14 protein-coding genes and 2 tRNA genes are annotated in these 15,728 nt (G+C 43.6%); 7 read left to right on the forward strand and 9 right to left on the reverse strand.

The window, feature by feature from the left end; genetic code table 11:
* On the reverse strand, positions 1 to 357 hold the full coding sequence (locus HDC92_RS17170) for a PadR family transcriptional regulator (protein ID WP_012780644.1): 357 nt from the start codon (positions 355 to 357) through the stop codon (positions 1 to 3).
* A 234-nt stretch (positions 358 to 591) separates the two neighbouring features.
* On the opposite strand from HDC92_RS17170, the gene HDC92_RS17175 reads away from it, so the two are divergent.
* Positions 592 to 750, forward strand: a complete 159-nt coding sequence (locus HDC92_RS17175; protein ID WP_012780643.1) for a hypothetical protein — start codon at positions 592 to 594, stop codon at positions 748 to 750.
* 3 nt (positions 751 to 753) lie between these two features.
* Here HDC92_RS17175 and HDC92_RS17180 read toward each other — a convergent pair whose 3' ends face one another.
* Positions 754 to 1,896 (reverse strand): putative sensor domain DACNV-containing protein, encoded by a 1,143-nt coding sequence (locus HDC92_RS17180; protein ID WP_012780642.1) that lies wholly within the window; start codon positions 1,894 to 1,896, stop codon positions 754 to 756.
* A gap of 36 nt (positions 1,897 to 1,932) precedes the next feature.
* Complete coding sequence (locus HDC92_RS17185; RefSeq protein WP_183876289.1) at positions 1,933 to 4,179, reverse strand: TonB-dependent receptor; 2,247 nt, start codon at positions 4,177 to 4,179, stop codon at positions 1,933 to 1,935.
* Between the two features lie 122 nt (positions 4,180 to 4,301).
* Here HDC92_RS17185 and HDC92_RS17190 point away from each other — a divergent pair, with 122 nt between their 5' ends.
* Both HDC92_RS17190 and HDC92_RS17195 read left to right on the forward strand, forming a co-directional pair.
* Positions 4,302 to 4,964: a metal-dependent transcriptional regulator gene (locus HDC92_RS17190; RefSeq protein WP_183876291.1), complete on the forward strand. Its 663-nt coding sequence runs from the start codon at positions 4,302 to 4,304 to the stop codon at positions 4,962 to 4,964.
* Positions 4,965 to 5,015: 51 nt separating this feature from the next.
* Positions 5,016 to 6,302 carry a DUF2130 domain-containing protein gene (locus HDC92_RS17195; RefSeq protein WP_036675108.1) on the forward strand — a complete coding sequence of 429 codons (1,287 nt, stop codon included), beginning with the start codon at positions 5,016 to 5,018 and terminating at the stop codon, positions 6,300 to 6,302.
* On the opposite strand, the gene rlmF is transcribed toward HDC92_RS17195, so the two are convergent.
* Positions 6,299 to 7,243, reverse strand: a complete 945-nt coding sequence (gene rlmF / locus HDC92_RS17200) for a 23S rRNA (adenine(1618)-N(6))-methyltransferase RlmF (protein ID WP_183876293.1) — start codon at positions 7,241 to 7,243, stop codon at positions 6,299 to 6,301. The two genes, HDC92_RS17195 and rlmF, sit on opposite strands and share 4 nt — an antisense overlap.
* A 95-nt stretch (positions 7,244 to 7,338) precedes the next feature.
* On the opposite strand from rlmF, the gene HDC92_RS17205 reads away from it, so the two are divergent.
* The 4 genes from HDC92_RS17205 (at position 7,339) to HDC92_RS17220 (ending at position 8,736) form a co-directional block, all read left to right on the forward strand.
* Complete coding sequence (locus tag HDC92_RS17205) at positions 7,339 to 7,698, forward strand: diacylglycerol kinase (protein ID WP_183876295.1); 360 nt, start codon at positions 7,339 to 7,341, stop codon at positions 7,696 to 7,698.
* Positions 7,688 to 8,413, forward strand: a complete 726-nt coding sequence (recO, locus tag HDC92_RS17210; protein WP_183876297.1) for a DNA repair protein RecO — start codon at positions 7,688 to 7,690, stop codon at positions 8,411 to 8,413. Before HDC92_RS17205 ends, recO begins: the two co-directional genes overlap by 11 nt.
* A gap of 125 nt (positions 8,414 to 8,538) precedes the next feature.
* A tRNA-Val gene (locus HDC92_RS17215) sits at positions 8,539 to 8,613 on the forward strand.
* A gap of 48 nt (positions 8,614 to 8,661) precedes the next feature.
* A tRNA-Val gene (locus HDC92_RS17220) sits at positions 8,662 to 8,736 on the forward strand.
* A gap of 66 nt (positions 8,737 to 8,802) precedes the next feature.
* Here the strand turns inward: HDC92_RS17220 and HDC92_RS17225 are convergent.
* From HDC92_RS17225 to HDC92_RS17245, 5 genes are all read right to left on the reverse strand, one after another.
* Positions 8,803 to 9,714 (reverse strand): endonuclease/exonuclease/phosphatase family protein, encoded by a 912-nt coding sequence (locus tag HDC92_RS17225; RefSeq protein ID WP_183876299.1) that lies wholly within the window; start codon positions 9,712 to 9,714, stop codon positions 8,803 to 8,805.
* Between the two features lie 2 nt (positions 9,715 to 9,716).
* On the reverse strand, positions 9,717 to 11,111 hold the full coding sequence (locus HDC92_RS17230; protein WP_183876301.1) for an FAD-dependent oxidoreductase: 1,395 nt from the start codon (positions 11,109 to 11,111) through the stop codon (positions 9,717 to 9,719).
* A 19-nt stretch (positions 11,112 to 11,130) separates the two neighbouring features.
* Positions 11,131 to 12,393, reverse strand: coding sequence for an MFS transporter (locus HDC92_RS17235; RefSeq protein WP_255484567.1), 1,263 nt, complete (start codon positions 12,391 to 12,393; stop codon positions 11,131 to 11,133).
* A 143-nt stretch (positions 12,394 to 12,536) separates the two neighbouring features.
* Positions 12,537 to 13,013 (reverse strand): OsmC family protein, encoded by a 477-nt coding sequence (locus HDC92_RS17240; RefSeq protein WP_012780632.1) that lies wholly within the window; start codon positions 13,011 to 13,013, stop codon positions 12,537 to 12,539.
* Positions 13,014 to 13,073: 60 nt separating this feature from the next.
* The gene (locus HDC92_RS17245; protein WP_183876303.1) at positions 13,074 to 15,608 is read right to left on the reverse strand and encodes a phosphocholine-specific phospholipase C; all 2,535 of its coding nucleotides are present in this window, start codon (positions 15,606 to 15,608) and stop codon (positions 13,074 to 13,076) included.
* Between the last annotated feature and the right edge of the window lie 120 nt (positions 15,609 to 15,728).

Below are 15,728 nucleotides of genomic sequence, written 5' to 3' on the forward strand. Positions count from 1 at the left end.
TTAAATTAATTGATCCTTTGAATTCTGGTCAGCCACTTTTTTTGAAGTATTGATGGCATAAGCCAGTTCCTGCCAGGTATTGTCAAGCTGTTTTAAAATGGCCTTGCCATCTTCAGTGAGCACGTAATATTTACGTGGTGGTCCGGAAGTAGACTCTACCCAATTGTAGCTCAGTAAACCATTGTTCTTTAGGCGGGTAAGCAGTGGATAAAGCGTACCCTCTACTACCAACAGTTTAGCCTGTTTCAATTCGGTAATGATATCGGAAGCATAAATTTCACCTCTCGATATTATAAGCAGCACACAGTATTCCAGTATGCCCTTCCGCATTTGTGTTTGCGTATTTTCTGCTATCATTATACAAAGTTATATGTTTTATATAGTAATATGCAATACATAGTACTATATAAAATACAAAACAAGATTTAGAAGTCTGATTATCAGTACAATAATTTTATTATGGAAATAAAAAAAGCAGATTTTGTCAGTGAAAAAATAAAAAAATAAAAGTTATCAACAATTCCACAGGTTTTGAGAATTATGGCTTACAGTTTGATATTATCTGAATACATCTATTAAATACATTTACCTATGTTAATCAAACTCCATTCTATTCTTCAGGTTTTTGCAAGGCAAAAGGAAGAAAAAAAAGAAAAACCCCTGAGCCGAAAAGACTGGATTAATGTAGATCGCATGGTAATGATCGCATTGCTCCTCAGCGTGATCATTGGGGCAATAATTTTTTCTTAAAACTTACAGCAGTAAAGTATCAATCCGGTGTGCCTGTACCCGGTTTTGGTGTTGCGACCAGGTATAAATGGTAAAATGCCCGTCCTGAGAGGCTACCAATGCAGTAGCATCCCTTTGATCATGAATAAACTGTGCAGCAGAAAGATGCCGCGTACCCCCCACTTTTGCGGGGTGCATGACAATTGCAGCGCCCCCCACAATCGGTTCCGAGAAAGAGAGTTCATCAACATTCTCTTTGCCTTTGGCACGGCCTATTTTAGCGCCAAAAGCCAAAAGTTCATAATCTGTACTGATCACCGTCGCCCCATCAACAGCAGTAAGTCCGGCCAGGTGTTCCACCTCCCGTTTCAGAGCTGTTTGCCAAAAGATCTGGCTGGCTTCTTTTCTGTCCTGTTGTAACAATTTGGATAAACCGGTGAAAGAGGGCTGTATTCCATACTGTATGGGCTTGATAATGGATTGCAACCAGTTCCTGGTTTCATTTGGCACAACCAGCAAAGTACCGCCACGCCCATGCGCCCGCATAGAAACGGCCAGCTGAATCAGCACATTCACCGAATCGTTCCAGTAGGAAGGTGCAGTGAGGTCGAGCAGCGACAAAAGCACAGGCGGACAATCGGGTAAACTGATCGGATGCCCATCAACCACCTTAACCTGATCGCCCTTTAAAACTGCCAGATTGGTGAATTTTCCGAAACCATAGATCCTTCGGTGTTTAATGACCAGTAAAGCTGGTTCAGAAACATCTACTACAAAACAAAAATTAGGAATGCTGACTGTCGTTCCCCAGACATATAATTCTCCTTCTTCTATCCAGATACCCAGGTGGATACCGGCACGCTCTACACCTGGTGCAATTTTAGTAAGTGTACCTGGGTTTAAAGGCAGCCGCTGTTTAAAAAGAAGGGGGTTGCCGGCTTGTTGAGGTGGTAAAAAAGCAAGAGATATTTTTGGGGAATGCCCTTCTTCTTTACGTAAACTTGCCCAGAAAGTAGCATCAATAATGGCTTCTACTACATTTGCTGTAGGCAGCGGAGCCAGATCTTCTTCACCGCTTTCACTGGCCGCATTAAGATGCTGCGCAAAAATAGCTTCCATTTTTGGGGCAATAACTCTTGCAGCCTGGTAAGTGGTACGGTAGATCATGCCATAAAGTTAATTGATTTAAGGCAAACCTCCACATCATTTAATTGTCAATCTAATACCCAGAAAACCTCTTATATTTTGATTGGGCCCATAAACGTAAGTAGGATCGAAAGTCAGATGATAAGGGTTGTCTACCTCAGGATGTTTGTCAAATGGATCATTTGCACGCGCAATGATAAAAGGATTTCCCCTATTGGGTGTCCAGTTGAGTAGATTTTTCACCCCTCCATACAGCTCAATCTTTTTGAAACCAGTAAAAGTAAGCTGGATATTCTGAATGCTCCAGGTTGGAGAATATTCTTTTCTTGGATCCGTGTCACTCAATAAAGGCAGGCGCATCGGGCTATAAATATTTCCGGTATAATCGACGTTCAGCTTAAGCGGAGAGATCTTATAGGAAACAGCCCAGTTACCGGAAAACTTTTCCGTCAGGATCTGTTGCTTTTTAATCCCATGTTCATAAGTAGCAACGTCCTGATAGGTACCGCCAAAGATAATCTTTAGCCCATTGTTCAGGCTCAGATCCATATTTGCACTGAAACCTTTGCTTACCGCATGACCGTCCAGGTTGTCATAAATAATTTCATTGGGATTGCTGTCAAAATCACCAATGATCCGGTTATTGAAATAGGTATAAAAAGCTGAAGCTTCAATGCCAAAGAAAGTACCGTTTTCGGTATACATCTTTTTCAGAAAATTAAAGTTTACATTATAGGTCTTTTCAGGTTTCAGTTCATGGGCCACCTTTACTTCCCGGGCACCGGTTAAAGCCGCATGGTCTTCCGTAAAAATATTGACTACCCTGAAACCTGTACCAGCATTTAAACGCAGAATATTGTTATCGTTGATGCTCCATTTATAGGCCAGCCTGGGCGTAAATATATTTCCGTGTACAGAATTGTAATCGTAACGGAAGCCCGCAAGAAATTTATGCTTCGCGGCCAGGCTGATCTCGTCCTGAACAAAAAATCCGGGCAGCCAGGTATTGCTTTTTAAGTCCTGGTTCAATCCGGTTGTAGCCGGCGTATTATCGTCGTAATAAGTATAGCGCAGTGCAGCGCCAAACAGCAGGTCGTGGTTCCGCAACTGCTTGTCCCAGGTTAGCTGGGCAAAGCCGATTTTCTGTTCGGCAATATAAGAGGTAGTTCCATACCTGCTATCCTGATTGTGCTCATTATAGGAAAAAGCAAGGAATAGTTTTTCAGCTGCCGGTAACTGGTAATTTCCGATCAGCTCCCAGCGGTTGGTATAAATGCTTTCCCCATACACTTGATCTCCACCCCGGTAAGATTTGTTCCATTGCATCTCGCCACCCCATCGGTCTTCATACACATACCTGCCACCCAATGTAAAGATCCGGTTGTACTTCCTTTTAAAATTCCATTTCTGAAATACCGAAATGCGGTCTTGCAGGGTCACATCGGTAAAGTTATCGTGGTTATGGTCTACAGGATGGCCATATTTAAAATAATTTACACCGGTCAGCACATCTGTTTCTTTATCTGCTTTAAACTTAAAACCCAGATCGGCATTCCATTCCTGATAACTGGTGGTAAAAATATCAGCAGAAAATAAAGCGGCATTTTGCGGCTTTTTGGTAATGATATTGATTAAGCCCCCTACCGCCTCGCTTCCATATAAGGACGATGCGGGCCCTTTAACAATCTCAATCTGTTCTACCAGTGAGTTCGGGATCCCCGAAAGTCCGTATACACTTGATAAGCTGCTTACAATAGGCATCCCATCAATCAGGATCATGGTGTAAGGGCCCTCCAGGCCATTGATATGAATGTCCCCGGTATTGCAGATGTTGCAGTTCAATTGCGGCCTTACACCGTTTACATTTTGAAGTGCCTCAAAAATACTTGGTGTAGGGTTTTTCCTAAAAAAAGCGGGGGTATATACTTCTACTGGAACAGGGCTTTCCAAACGCTTCACCTCTTTTAAAGTCCCCGTAACCACTACTTCATTCAGGTCGTTTTGAAAATTACTGAGGTCAAAATTCAGTGCCCTGTACTCATCTGCTTTCAATACAACTGATTTAAGTGTTTTTCTAAAACCAATTGCAGTGGCCTGAACTTGATATGTACCCGCGGCAATTTTGCTAAAAACATAATTTCCCATACTGTCTGTTTTTGTAGCCAGAGCGCTGCCCTGCAAAATCAGGGTAACCGCCTGGAGCGGCTGGCCTTCGGAAATGACCTGTCCGCCTATACTGCCCGATTGGGCTGAAGCAGACAGGAAATAACTAACAAAAAGAGCAAAAGTAAGGACAATACGCATGTTTTCTATTTATCTAATTTAAAATTCAATTTCACAAAACTATAAAAGTTAGATTAACCTAACAAATATAACTTGACATATTTAATATTTTATTAAAAGAAAATTTCATCTAAGTTTGCAGCATGCTATCCTATACTGAAGAAAACTATTTAAAGGCCCTGTTGATGTTGAGTTTCCAGAACGAAGAACGACCGGAAGCAGGTACGAACGAAATGGCGGCGCACCTGGGCGTAAAACCAGCCACAGCTACCGATATGCTAAAAAAGCTGAAAGAAAAGGAGCTGGTAAGCTATCAGAAATACGGAAAGATATTGCTGACAGAACTGGGCAGAAATAAAGGTATTGCCATATTGAGGAAACACCGGCTCTGGGAAACCTTTCTGTATGAAAAACTGGATTTTAGTTGGGATGAGGTACATGAAGTAGCCGAACAACTGGAACATATCCAATCGGCCAAACTGGTAGACAAACTCGAAGAGTTCCTGAATTTTCCTGAATTCGATCCTCACGGAGACCCTATTCCGAAGGCTAACGGAGATATCCCTATAGTGGACAAGATTTTACTTGCAGAAGTAAGGGCCGGAGAAACCTGCAAAGTTGTAGCCGTTAAAGATACCTCCGTTCTTTTTTTACAGTACCTGGAAAAACTAAAGATCACCATAGGCACAAAAATAAAAGTACTGGAAGTGATAGATTTTGATGGTTCATTGAACATACAGATTGAAAAAGAAGAATCCAGAAGTGTATCTATGAAATTTGGCGAAAGCCTTTTTGTAAAGAGATAGTCGTAAATTTGTATTGATCTGATAGCGTTAAATTCCTATAACACCGAATATATGTCGACAGAAATAAAGTGCCCTAATTGCTCACATACTTTCCCTATTGAGGAAGTCATGGCAGAGGAGTATAAGAAAGACCTTCGCGAAAAGATGGTATCTTTTACCAAACAAAAGGATGAGGAATACAGCAAAAAACTGAATGAGTTTGCCCAGCAGCAAAAGCAACAGGAACAGGCTTTTGAACTGCAGAAAAAACAACAGGCCCAGCTTTTTGAACAAAAGCTGGAAGAAGAAAAAAAACAGTTACAGCATATACTAGAAGAGAATTTACGTAAAAGTATTGCAGCTGATTTTGAGAACAAGCTGCAAATGCTCGATAACGCGAATAAAGATAGCGAAGAAAAACTAAAGCTGGCCCGCTCAAAAGAACTGGACTTCCTGAAAAAAGAACAGGCCATGAAGGAGCGGGAAGCCGAGATGGAACTGCAGATCCAGCGCAAACTGCAGGAACAACGGGCAGAAATGGTAGAGCAAATCCGTAAACAGGAGGCAGAAAAAACCAGCCTAAAGGATACAGAACACCAGCTGAGGGTAAAAGAACTGGAAAAGCAGCTTGACGATCAGAAGAAACTTGCAGAAGAGATGAAGCGCAAAGCTGAACAAGGTTCTATGCAGCTGCAGGGCGAAGTACAGGAACTGATCCTGGAAGAATTGTTACGCAACGCCTTTCCCTTCGATCTGGTTACTGAAGTTGGTAAAGGTGTAAGGGGTGCAGATTGCGTGCACCACATCAGGAACCAGTTTGGACAGGAATGTGGTAAGATCATCTATGAAAGCAAACGTACCAAGGACTTCTCGCTGGAATGGATTGAAAAGCTGAAAAGGGACATGCGCAGTATGGGCGTGGATGTAGCCGTAATTGTAACACAGGCATACCCTAAAGGAATGGATTGTTTTGGAGAAAAAGATGGGGTATGGATCTGTTCTTTTGATGAAGTAAAGGCCGTTTCCTATATCTTAAGGGATGGCATCGTTAAACTCTTCAGCGCCGCAAAATCACAGGAAAACAGGGGCGATAAAATGCATATGTTATACGATTACCTGACCAGTAATGAGTTTTCTGAACAATGGAAGGCCATACGTGAAGGCTTCATGAGCATGAAACTTTCCATTCAGCGGGAGCGCGATGCTATGGAAAAACTATGGAAAGCCAGGGAAAAACAACTTGAAAAGGTGATGCTGAATGCCGCCCATATCCGTGGTTCTATTGAAGGTATTGCCGGTACAGACAGTATCCAGCTGAGCCTGACAGATGAGGACGATGAACCCTTAATGCTCGACTAGCGCCACCTTGTTCCCATCCACTGCTGTTGTGCAGTTTCAGTTAAAAAGCTCCAGGCCACAAAACGGCTGATCTTTTGGCCCTGTGCCATCTCTATTGTTTTTACCTGCAAAGCCCCGGCACCCTGAAGCGCTTTATAGATAAAAGACAGGTTACTGCTTTTTGAAACCAGGCTGCTAAACCAAAGGCACTGATTGGCAATAACCATGCTGTCATTGATCATATTTCTGATGAAGGCGAGTTCTCCACCATCATACCACAATTCAGCCTGCTGGCCCCCAAAATTCAGCACCGTTTCTTTTCCTGTATGTTTGCCCAGATTTTGCAGTTTTCTTTTGGTCCCTGATTGCGCTTCAGCTGCCGAAGCATGAAAGGGTGGATTGCACATCGTAAAGTCGAACAGCTCTCCCGGCTTTACAATACCCTTAAAAATATCTTTTGGGTTAGGCTGCAGTCTGCAACTTACAGCACCGGCCAGCAAAGAATTCGCCGCAACAATAGCTTTAGCCGTCTTAATGGCTCCCTGGTCTGTATCCGAACCTACAAAACTCCATCCGTATTCCCGCAGTCCAATAATCGGATAAATACAATTTGCACCAATGCCGATATCCAGGCCTTTTACACGGTTGCCTTTTGGCACAATTCCCTTATTATTCCGGGCAAGCAGATCTGCCAGGTAATGCACATAATCTGCCCTGCCCGGAATAGGCGGACACAGATAATTTGCTGGAATATCCCAGTTGTCAATTCCATAAAAATGTTTTAACAGCGCTTTATTCAATAGCTTAACCGCTACCGGATCAGAAAAATCGATAGATTCGCCGCCATAGGAATTGACAGCAACAAATGGATACAACTCCGGTAAGGTTTTGATCAGTTCAGGGAAATTATATCTTGAACGGTGTTTATTTCTTGGATGCAGGATGGTTTTTTCTTCAGACATTCCTTTTAAAAATTAACCAAAGATAAAGCTTCTGTAGAAACAATTGGATATGTAAGAAAGCATGCCTTACTTTGTAATCCTAATCTGTCTTTAAGATGCAAAAATTTATTAAAAGCTTCAGCTATGCATTTTCAGGTGTTGCTTACGCTTTTAAAACGCAGTTTAATTTTAAGTTCCACGTAGTAGCGGTGCTTATTGCGGGCATTGCAGGCTGGTATTTTCAATTGGCAGCCGGCGAATGGTTCTGGCTGATCGCTGCATCGGGCCTGGTGATCGTTGCTGAACTGTTTAATACAGCCATAGAAGTACTGGTGGATCTCGTTTCGCCTGCCTATCATGAAAAAGCCAGGATAGTGAAAGATGTGGCCGCAGCGGCAGTATTGCTGGCGGCAGGTACTGCTTTAATTATAGGCCTCGTCATATTCATTCCAAAGCTGCTTGATCATGTTGCATAAAACCAGGGGCATTGTTTTAAAAACCACTTTATACAGTGAAAGCAGTGTGATCGTGCAGATTTTTACAGAAAAATTCGGCATACAATCTTATATCATCAACGGAGTTAAAAAACCGAGGGCCAAAATCAGTATGAACATGTTACAGCCCCTGCACCTGGTAGACATGATTGTTTACCATAAGGCCAATACAAATATACAGCGTGTTTCAGCGCTCAGGCCATCCCCGGTTTTCCGCAGCATTCCTTACGACATCATTAAAAGTACTATTGTACTTTTCCTGAATGAAGTATTGTACAAAAGCATCAGGCAGCAAACCACGGATGAGCATTTATTTGATTTTATTTTTAATGCGATATGCTGGTTTGATGAAACAGAAGAATTAAACGTAAATTTTCATCTTTCTTTCCTATTAAAGCTTTCCCGTTTCCTGGGATTCGCACCAAGCACCCTAACCAAAAGTAACCAGAGTTTTTTCGATCTGCAGGAAGGGGAATTCAGATCTTCAACCCCTGTGCATGCCCATTTCCTGGATAAAGACGATGCGGCATTATTTATTTCCCTGTTTTCTTTGCCTCTTGAAAAAATAAATGAAATAAACCTGGAAAACAAAACCAGACGATCCATCCTAGATAAAATACTGGTTTACTACACTTTACATACCGCGTCTTTTGGAGAAATCCGTTCGCACCAGGTCCTTGAGGATGTGCTCTCGTAAAAAACGATATCTTTTTTTGCAAAAATCATTTTAGGATGTATATTTGCAATCCCAAATCAAGGGGATCCTTGATATAAATTTACAGCATGCTCAGCTGGTTTTTTAAACAAATGAGCAGAACCAAGGGGAGATTAGCTCAGCTGGTTCAGAGCACCTGCCTTACAAGCAGGGGGTCACTGGTTCGAACCCAGTATCTCCCACAAAAACAGCTGCTCAGCTGTTTCAAATAAAAAAGAGCAGAACCCAGAGGGAGATTAGCTCAGCTGGTTCAGAGCACCTGCCTTACAAGCAGGGGGTCACTGGTTCGAACCCAGTATCTCCCACAATAAAAAAGCCTTTCAGCTATTCTGAAAGGCTTTTTTATTGCACCTTAATTTTCTCGGATCTGATCAGATCATCACTTCAGCAGATACAAAATAATGATCGCTTGGATACTTACCTTTAACGTTATCCTTTAAAATTCCTGCCGATTGAGCGGTTACCTCCCCCTTGCAAAAAATGAAATCTATCTTCTTTCCTTTTTTTGCATAGTTTTCACCCTGAAACTGATGAACAGGATATCCGGGTTCTGCTTCCCCATGCAAGGTGGTATAAGTATCTTTCCATTTCGCTGATATCACCAGCTCATAAACCTTATTTTCGGCAGATGCATTAAAATCACCTGCCAGCAGCTGGGGGTAATCCCTTGGGTATTGCGCTGCATCTGCGAGCACCATCTCCATTTGTTTCTCTCTGGCCGGCTGGCTTTTATGGTCCAGGTGCAGATTGACTACCCTGAAATCTTTGCCCGATTGCCTGTCCTTCAGCCTTACCCAGTTGGCATTCCTGGCCCTGGCAGAATCCCAGGATAAACTGCCGGCCATAAGTGGGGTTTCAGACAACCAGTAACCACCAGCCGAGAGCAGTTCATATCTTTTTTCTGAAAAGAAGATGGGATTTTTGGCTATGCCATGATACCCCGTTGTAAAGGCATCCATCTCCGGGCCTTCAAAGCCAAAGGAAAAATAGCCTTTCAATACCTTTTTTAGGTCCTCATTCTGGTTTCGCAATACTTCCTGCATGCAAATGATATCGGGCTTTTGCTGCAGCATAATTGCGGCACAAATCTCTTTACGGCCATTCCAGCCAAAACCTGCCTGCTCATCTTCAGGCAGATCGACCCGGATGTTGCAGGTCAGTATTTTATGCTTTCCGGCAGCAATGGCCGGCAGCAAAGGTTTAGCGGCATAGCCGAGCCTGCTTATTGCAGGGCTGGCAGCAAGCAGGCCGGCAGCCCTGATAAAATTTCTTCTTGAAACCATACTTATGAAGTGACCAGCTGTTTTGGATTCAGGTAAGCGCCCTTTTCCAGCAATTCAGCCTGCAATTCCGCCACATTCAACTGAGCAGGTAAAACGCCTTTCCTGATGCTCATTTTTGCAGCCCTTCCGGCAGCTTCACCCATCGCCATACAAGGTGCCATTACCCGGATGGCCGACATGGCCTCGTGGGTAGTAGAAATGCACCTGCCTGCCACAATCAGGTTCTCTATCTTTTCCGGGATCAGTGAACGGTAAGGGATGTCGTAACAATCCCCGCACCAGGTGAGGGTACAGCCACCGCCTTCAGGATGGTGGATGTCCAAAGGATAGCTGGCCACCGCAACGGCATCATCAAAGCGCCGGCAAGCCAGAATATCATCAGCAGTCAACACATACTGCCCCACAATGCGACGGGTTTCCCTGATCCCCAAAAACGGGGCCATCTTGGTGAACACTGCCCGCTCAAAACCGGGTACATACTCATTCAGGTAACGCTGGATCTCCTCTACCTGTTTACGCCCTTCAATTTCCCCATAGGTTAAACTCTCCGGATTGGTACCATCCACACCGTTAATCCTGGACATATTGACCCATATTTCGCCCTCACGCAAACCGGTGATCAAAATCGTACGCTCAACCGGCAAATGATACCCAGCTTCCCGGGCCTTTTCCATCACACTCCGTAAGCCCACTACAATAAACTGGTTATTTTGTCCGAAATATTCAGCAGGGATAAAATCGGTTAAATAGGTACGGGGCTCCCGGGCAATAGACATCCGCAACTTTTCAGTATCCACGCCAGCCATACAGAACATTAAAGTTGGAGGCTGTGCACCGCCATGTTCATTGCCCTGCTCACAGGGCACCCCTGCTTTAAAGGCTACATCGGCATCGCCAGTACAATCAATTATAGTTTTGGCCAGGATAACTTCCCTGCCCGATTTACTTTCGATAATTACCCCTTTAATTGCGTTACCTTCCATAACCACACCCGCAAAAAATACATACAGCAAAACATTCACCCCACTATCCACCAGCATCTCCAGGCCCACATTTTTTACTGCTTCAGGTTCCACCAGGGTCAGGCTCATGTGCAGCGGACAAGGCCTGTGTTCACTGGCCGCATTTTTTTCTTTCAGGCGCGCTATAAACTGCTGCGGAATGCCTTTGATGATCTGGTTTCCTTTTTGTCCCAGAAAACCGAGTACCGGCAAACCTATCGTCATGTTACCCCCTACAAAACTCCGGCTATCGATCAGGGTAACCTTTAACCCATCTTCAGCAGCAGCCTGGGCTGCAATGATTCCTGAAGGGCCCCCACCAACCACCAATACATCAACGTCCAGGCGTACCGGCAAATCTCTGGCCGGCTCCGTAATCATCGTTCTATTTTCCATTTCCATTCTATTTTAAAACTTATGCTATACTATCCAATTTTGCCACAGCTACAACCGGCTTCTCGGGCCTTACCATTGTCCACAGTATCAATACCGCAACCGGATGTAAGAAAGCCATGGCAATAAATATCTTTTCAGCACCCAATGTGCCCATAAACTGACCTACAAAGTAATTAAAGCCTACTGCACCCAGGGCGCCAAAACCACCGGCAATACCCAAAACACTGGCTACATTTTTAACAGGAAAAGCTTCGGCAATAACCACGCTGATGGTAAATAACCAGCTTAAACAAGCTACCGCTACAATGCTAAAAATAAACAAGGTGACAAAGGGATTGGGAATATAAGGCGTAAGGACACAAAGCGGCGCCAATACAGCTACACTGGTCAGCATCACTTTTCTTGCCTTTAATGGTTCCTTTCCTTTTCTTACCATTCTGTCCGACCAGGCCGCTGTACCTATAGCCCCCAGGTCGGCCACCAGAAATGGGATCCAGCCAAACATGCCCATTTGGGCAAGGGAAAAGCCAGATTGTTCCTGCAGATATCCGGGAAGCCAGAACAGGCAAAAATACCATACCGGATCACTTACAAACCTGATGAGCAAAATGCCCCATAAGCTTTTTCTTCCCCACAGCTGCTTCCAGGTAAAGGAAGGGCTTTCCTCAATTTTAGCAGTTCCGGCAGCTTCAAGGGCAATCTCCGCAGGCGGGTCCCGGTAAACCAACAGCCAGAGCAATGCAATGATCAGTCCAACCACCCCTGCAACAATAAATACAGTATGCCAGTTATAGGTAATGGCCAGCCAGGCTACCAATGGCGGGGCAATAATGGCACCTATGGAACTGCCTGCAACACAAAGACTATTGGCCGTAGCCCTCAGTTTGCCCGGAAACCAAACGGTAACCACCTTTAACTGTGCAGGAAAATTGGTGGGTTCTGACATCCCGAGTAAACCACGAAAAAAAGTAAACTGACCAAATGTCCTGGAAATACCGCCCCCAATACAGGCTACCGACCAGCCGATAATCCCTGCAAACATGACCTTTTTAGCGCCAAACCTGTCTACCAGCCAGCCCGAAACGGGATACATAATGGCATAACACACGGTAAAAATATTCAGGATAAGCGCATAGCCGCCATCGTTCAGCGCAAATTCTTTTTTAATAACCGGCTTAAGAATAGATACGATCTGCCTGTCAAAATAGTTAAATACGATGGCCAGAAATATGATAAAAATAATAAACCATCGCCGTTTATTCGGCATAAGTAGTGCAGGCATGTTCTAATCCGGTTAATATATCTGGTCCGCTTTAAAATTCCTGTTTAAAACTTTAAAGAAAGAATACCTAAAATAACTAAATTAAAACTTTTAAAACAAAATAAAATTAAACTAAACAAATTGAAAGCATATGTAGAACGAGGCTAACCGCGTTCTACAATACACTTAGGCTGGTGTTTGATGGGAAAGTTGCATGAATTGGCAATAAAGCACATTTTATTGGCCTGTTCGTGCAGGGCATTTGCCTTTTCAATTTGCGATGCATCGGTTATGACCACAACAGGATTTAAAGTAACTTCTGTAAAATGGCCGCTCCCATCAGGTTTTTCCAGCATACTCCCAATGGGTGTATCCTTGTATTCCATTACAATGATCTCCTGCTGTGAACACAGGTGCAGGTACCATAGCATATGGCAGGAAGACAGTGAGGCAAGCAAAAGGTCTTCCGGATTATGTTTCGTTTTATCACCCAGAAATGCAGAATCTGAAGAGCCCAGGATATCCGGCTTGTTGGCAATAGAAATAATGTAACTTCTGTCGTACGACCTGTAGTCCATTGTTCCTGAACCTTTATTCCCCGCCCATGTAAGTGTCGCCTGATATTGATGTACTTTAGCCATAAAGATGTTTTTATTGTTTCCACCAATTTAAACATTCTTCTTTATCAATGCTATAGTAAACTAAACAATTCCTCCCATAACCGGATCACTGAAACTGGCCGCACCGGTTTCTACCCTTCCTGCATACCTTTGTACAAAATTTTCGGCGCCCTCTACGCTTAAACTAAAGTCGTACCAGCCATGCATCTGCTTCAGGTCCAGTACAATCTCCTGATTGCTGCCTGCAGCAATGTCCTTTTTAAGGTCATTTTTACGGTAACCCAGATCTTTAATCACTATGGCATAACTTTTTGATCGGTTTGCATTGATTACTTTTAACAGTACGTTACCGGTCAGCTTGCCATTTACAGCCTCATATTCGCAATGCACTGTTAAATCCGGATTGTTACCCGAGCCTATATATTCCCGGTGATAACCATTTGGCCCATCAACTTTAAGGTGATATTTGCCATTTTCAAAGTTTGCCAGCGGCCAGCTGTAGGTTACTGTATCGCCAGCTACAGCGGCAAAAGCCCAGTTCCGGCACACCTGCGTACCCGTTTCGGCATCACTAAACGCAACAGGTGCATATACGGTAAAAGGAGAACCTGCAGCTTTTTTGCCAAAAACCGCATTACCAGCCTTAAACTTTATTTCAAAATTCTGCTTATCGGCCTGCAATTGTCCATCGGCATAAAGCTCATAAGGCAATGCACAGGAAGGTCGTATCCCCTTTTCCTGTACCGACATAACCTTTCCGGAAAGCGGATTGGCCACATAAGCAGCAACATCTCCATTGCTTAGCTTTTTAAAGCCTGAAGGGTCGTCTTTAAATTTAGCATTATAAATGCTTTCCACCATAGCATCCCTTTTAAGAAAAGCTATCTGATCCGCTTTCTCCCCGTTAAAAGGCGTAAACACCGAAGTCAGGTCGCCGCATATCGCCCTGCGCCATTTACTGATGTTCTCAATTTTTATCTCTTTATTTAACTTCTTACTGAAAAAAACTTCCAGAAATTGCAGGGTAGATGTATGGTCAAATACTTCTGAACATACCCTGCCCCCCCTGCTCCATGGCGAAGCAATCAGCATGGGCACGCGAAAACCGAGACCAATAGGTGCTTCTCTTGCGGCCTTTTCCGGTATGCCCTGCTTAAGTTCATTGGCCAGCCTTACATGTTCTACCTCTGTATCAATCCCTGCAGATACCTTACCGGTTCCAGCAACCTTATTGTCAGGGATAGAAAATGGTTTTACATGATCAAAATAACCATCATTTTCATCGTAAGTAGTGATAAAGATTGTTTTCTTCCAGACTTCCGGATTCTTGGTCAGGATGTCCAGTATTTCCGAAACATACCATGCGCCATACCAGGGCGCACTGGGATGATCCGAAAAATTCTGTGGTCCGGCCAGCCAGGATACGGCAGGCAATTTACCCGTATTCACATCTTTTCTGAACTGGTAAAGCACATCCCCCTTAGGCACGGTCACTTCACGTTTGGTGTCGCCGTCATTATAGCTTAAAGTGGTGATACTTCGGTAATCCGGATCTCCTGAATTGATCACAAAAGCATTTTTAAACAGGCGCTTTTGCTTATCAGACAACTTATTGTACTCCTCCGTACTCCATTTTTTCAGTTCTGCAGCGGCATTGTCCAGCGCCTCCAGTTTATTTTTAAGATCGGCTTTTATTTTTTTAGCAGCGGCTTCACTCGAAGGGCTTGCTTCCTGCAGTTTATTGATCTCTTCAGGCAGGGTCTCTACCAGATTCTGCAGGTTTTTCACATAGCGTGATGAGAACTTAACATGGTAAGCAGCAAAAAACTCCAGCAGGTTACAGCCAAAATTGGCCAGCCAGGCACGCTCTTCGCCTTTATAACCGCCACCGCAGCTTAAGTCGTTCTGGTAAAAGCTCCATGGAATATTGTTTTCTTCCAGCAGCTCCGGGAAAGCGCGCCAGGGCAATTTGCCATAGCTAAAATCATCATTCCTGATGTTTACCTTTTGCAATCCATCCAGGTCATAACTGATTTTACCTGTCCAGAAAAAAGACCTGTTGGGTGTAGTGCTGGTCATTCCCGAACAAAAATTCTGATCACAAACCGTAAAAGCATCTGCCATAGCATAATTAAAAGGCAAATCCTCCCGGTTGTAGTGCCCTAAGGTTAAAGGCATGCCCGAATATTTTTTGTTGCCGGATTTTTTTGCGGTCAGCCAGCCATCGTACTTGCCTTTGTTATAAGCATCTACCTGGCTTGCCCGCGAATGCGGCAGGGAACCGATCCAGGTAACCTTAGAATCTTTAATGTTTAAGCGAAAAGGGGCATAAGTATTTCCTGCAGCATCGGTTTGCATCCATACAGGTTTTTTATTGGGTAAGGTAACTGCACGCGGATCGTTAAAACCCCTTACGCCCTGCAAGGTACCAAAACAATGGTCGAACGACCTGTTTTCCTGCATGAGTATCACAATATGTTCTGCATCAAGAAAGCTGCTGCCCAACCTGGGGTTAATGGCAAGTGCCCTTTGTATAGATGCGGGCAGCATAGTTGAAAGCCCGGCAGCACCGGATAGCAACAGGGATTTCCTGATAAATTCTCTTCTTGATTCCATAATTTGTGTTGTGTGTTTTGAAAACTTATTCTTAAATAAGAATTCTAATTTCACACTTTTAAATTACGAAACCATTTATTTAGTATAAAATTCTTGTTATATTTTATTAAAAAATATTAA

Source organism: Pedobacter sp. AK017, from assembly GCF_014200825.1.
Taxonomy (GTDB): Bacteria; Bacteroidota; Bacteroidia; order Sphingobacteriales; family Sphingobacteriaceae; genus Pedobacter; species Pedobacter heparinus.

Coding starts and splice junctions, on each gene's coding strand:
- HDC92_RS17170 (WP_012780644.1), bottom strand. CDS start 357: ATGATAGCAGAAAATACGCAAACACAAATGCGGAAGGGCATACTGGAA.
- HDC92_RS17175 (WP_012780643.1), top strand. CDS start 592: ATGTTAATCAAACTCCATTCTATTCTTCAGGTTTTTGCAAGGCAAAAG.
- HDC92_RS17180 (WP_012780642.1), bottom strand. CDS start 1,896: ATGATCTACCGTACCACTTACCAGGCTGCAAGAGTTATTGCCCCAAAA.
- HDC92_RS17185 (WP_183876289.1), bottom strand. CDS start 4,179: ATGCGTATTGTCCTTACTTTTGCTCTTTTTGTTAGTTATTTCCTGTCT.
- HDC92_RS17190 (WP_183876291.1), top strand. CDS start 4,302: ATGCTATCCTATACTGAAGAAAACTATTTAAAGGCCCTGTTGATGTTG.
- HDC92_RS17195 (WP_036675108.1), top strand. CDS start 5,016: ATGTCGACAGAAATAAAGTGCCCTAATTGCTCACATACTTTCCCTATT.
- rlmF (WP_183876293.1), bottom strand. CDS start 7,243: ATGTCTGAAGAAAAAACCATCCTGCATCCAAGAAATAAACACCGTTCA.
- HDC92_RS17205 (WP_183876295.1), top strand. CDS start 7,339: ATGCAAAAATTTATTAAAAGCTTCAGCTATGCATTTTCAGGTGTTGCT.
- recO (WP_183876297.1), top strand. CDS start 7,688: ATGTTGCATAAAACCAGGGGCATTGTTTTAAAAACCACTTTATACAGT.
- HDC92_RS17225 (WP_183876299.1), bottom strand. CDS start 9,714: ATGGTTTCAAGAAGAAATTTTATCAGGGCTGCCGGCCTGCTTGCTGCC.
- HDC92_RS17230 (WP_183876301.1), bottom strand. CDS start 11,111: ATGGAAAATAGAACGATGATTACGGAGCCGGCCAGAGATTTGCCGGTA.
- HDC92_RS17235 (WP_255484567.1), bottom strand. CDS start 12,393: ATGCCTGCACTACTTATGCCGAATAAACGGCGATGGTTTATTATTTTT.
- HDC92_RS17240 (WP_012780632.1), bottom strand. CDS start 13,013: ATGGCTAAAGTACATCAATATCAGGCGACACTTACATGGGCGGGGAAT.
- HDC92_RS17245 (WP_183876303.1), bottom strand. CDS start 15,608: ATGGAATCAAGAAGAGAATTTATCAGGAAATCCCTGTTGCTATCCGGT.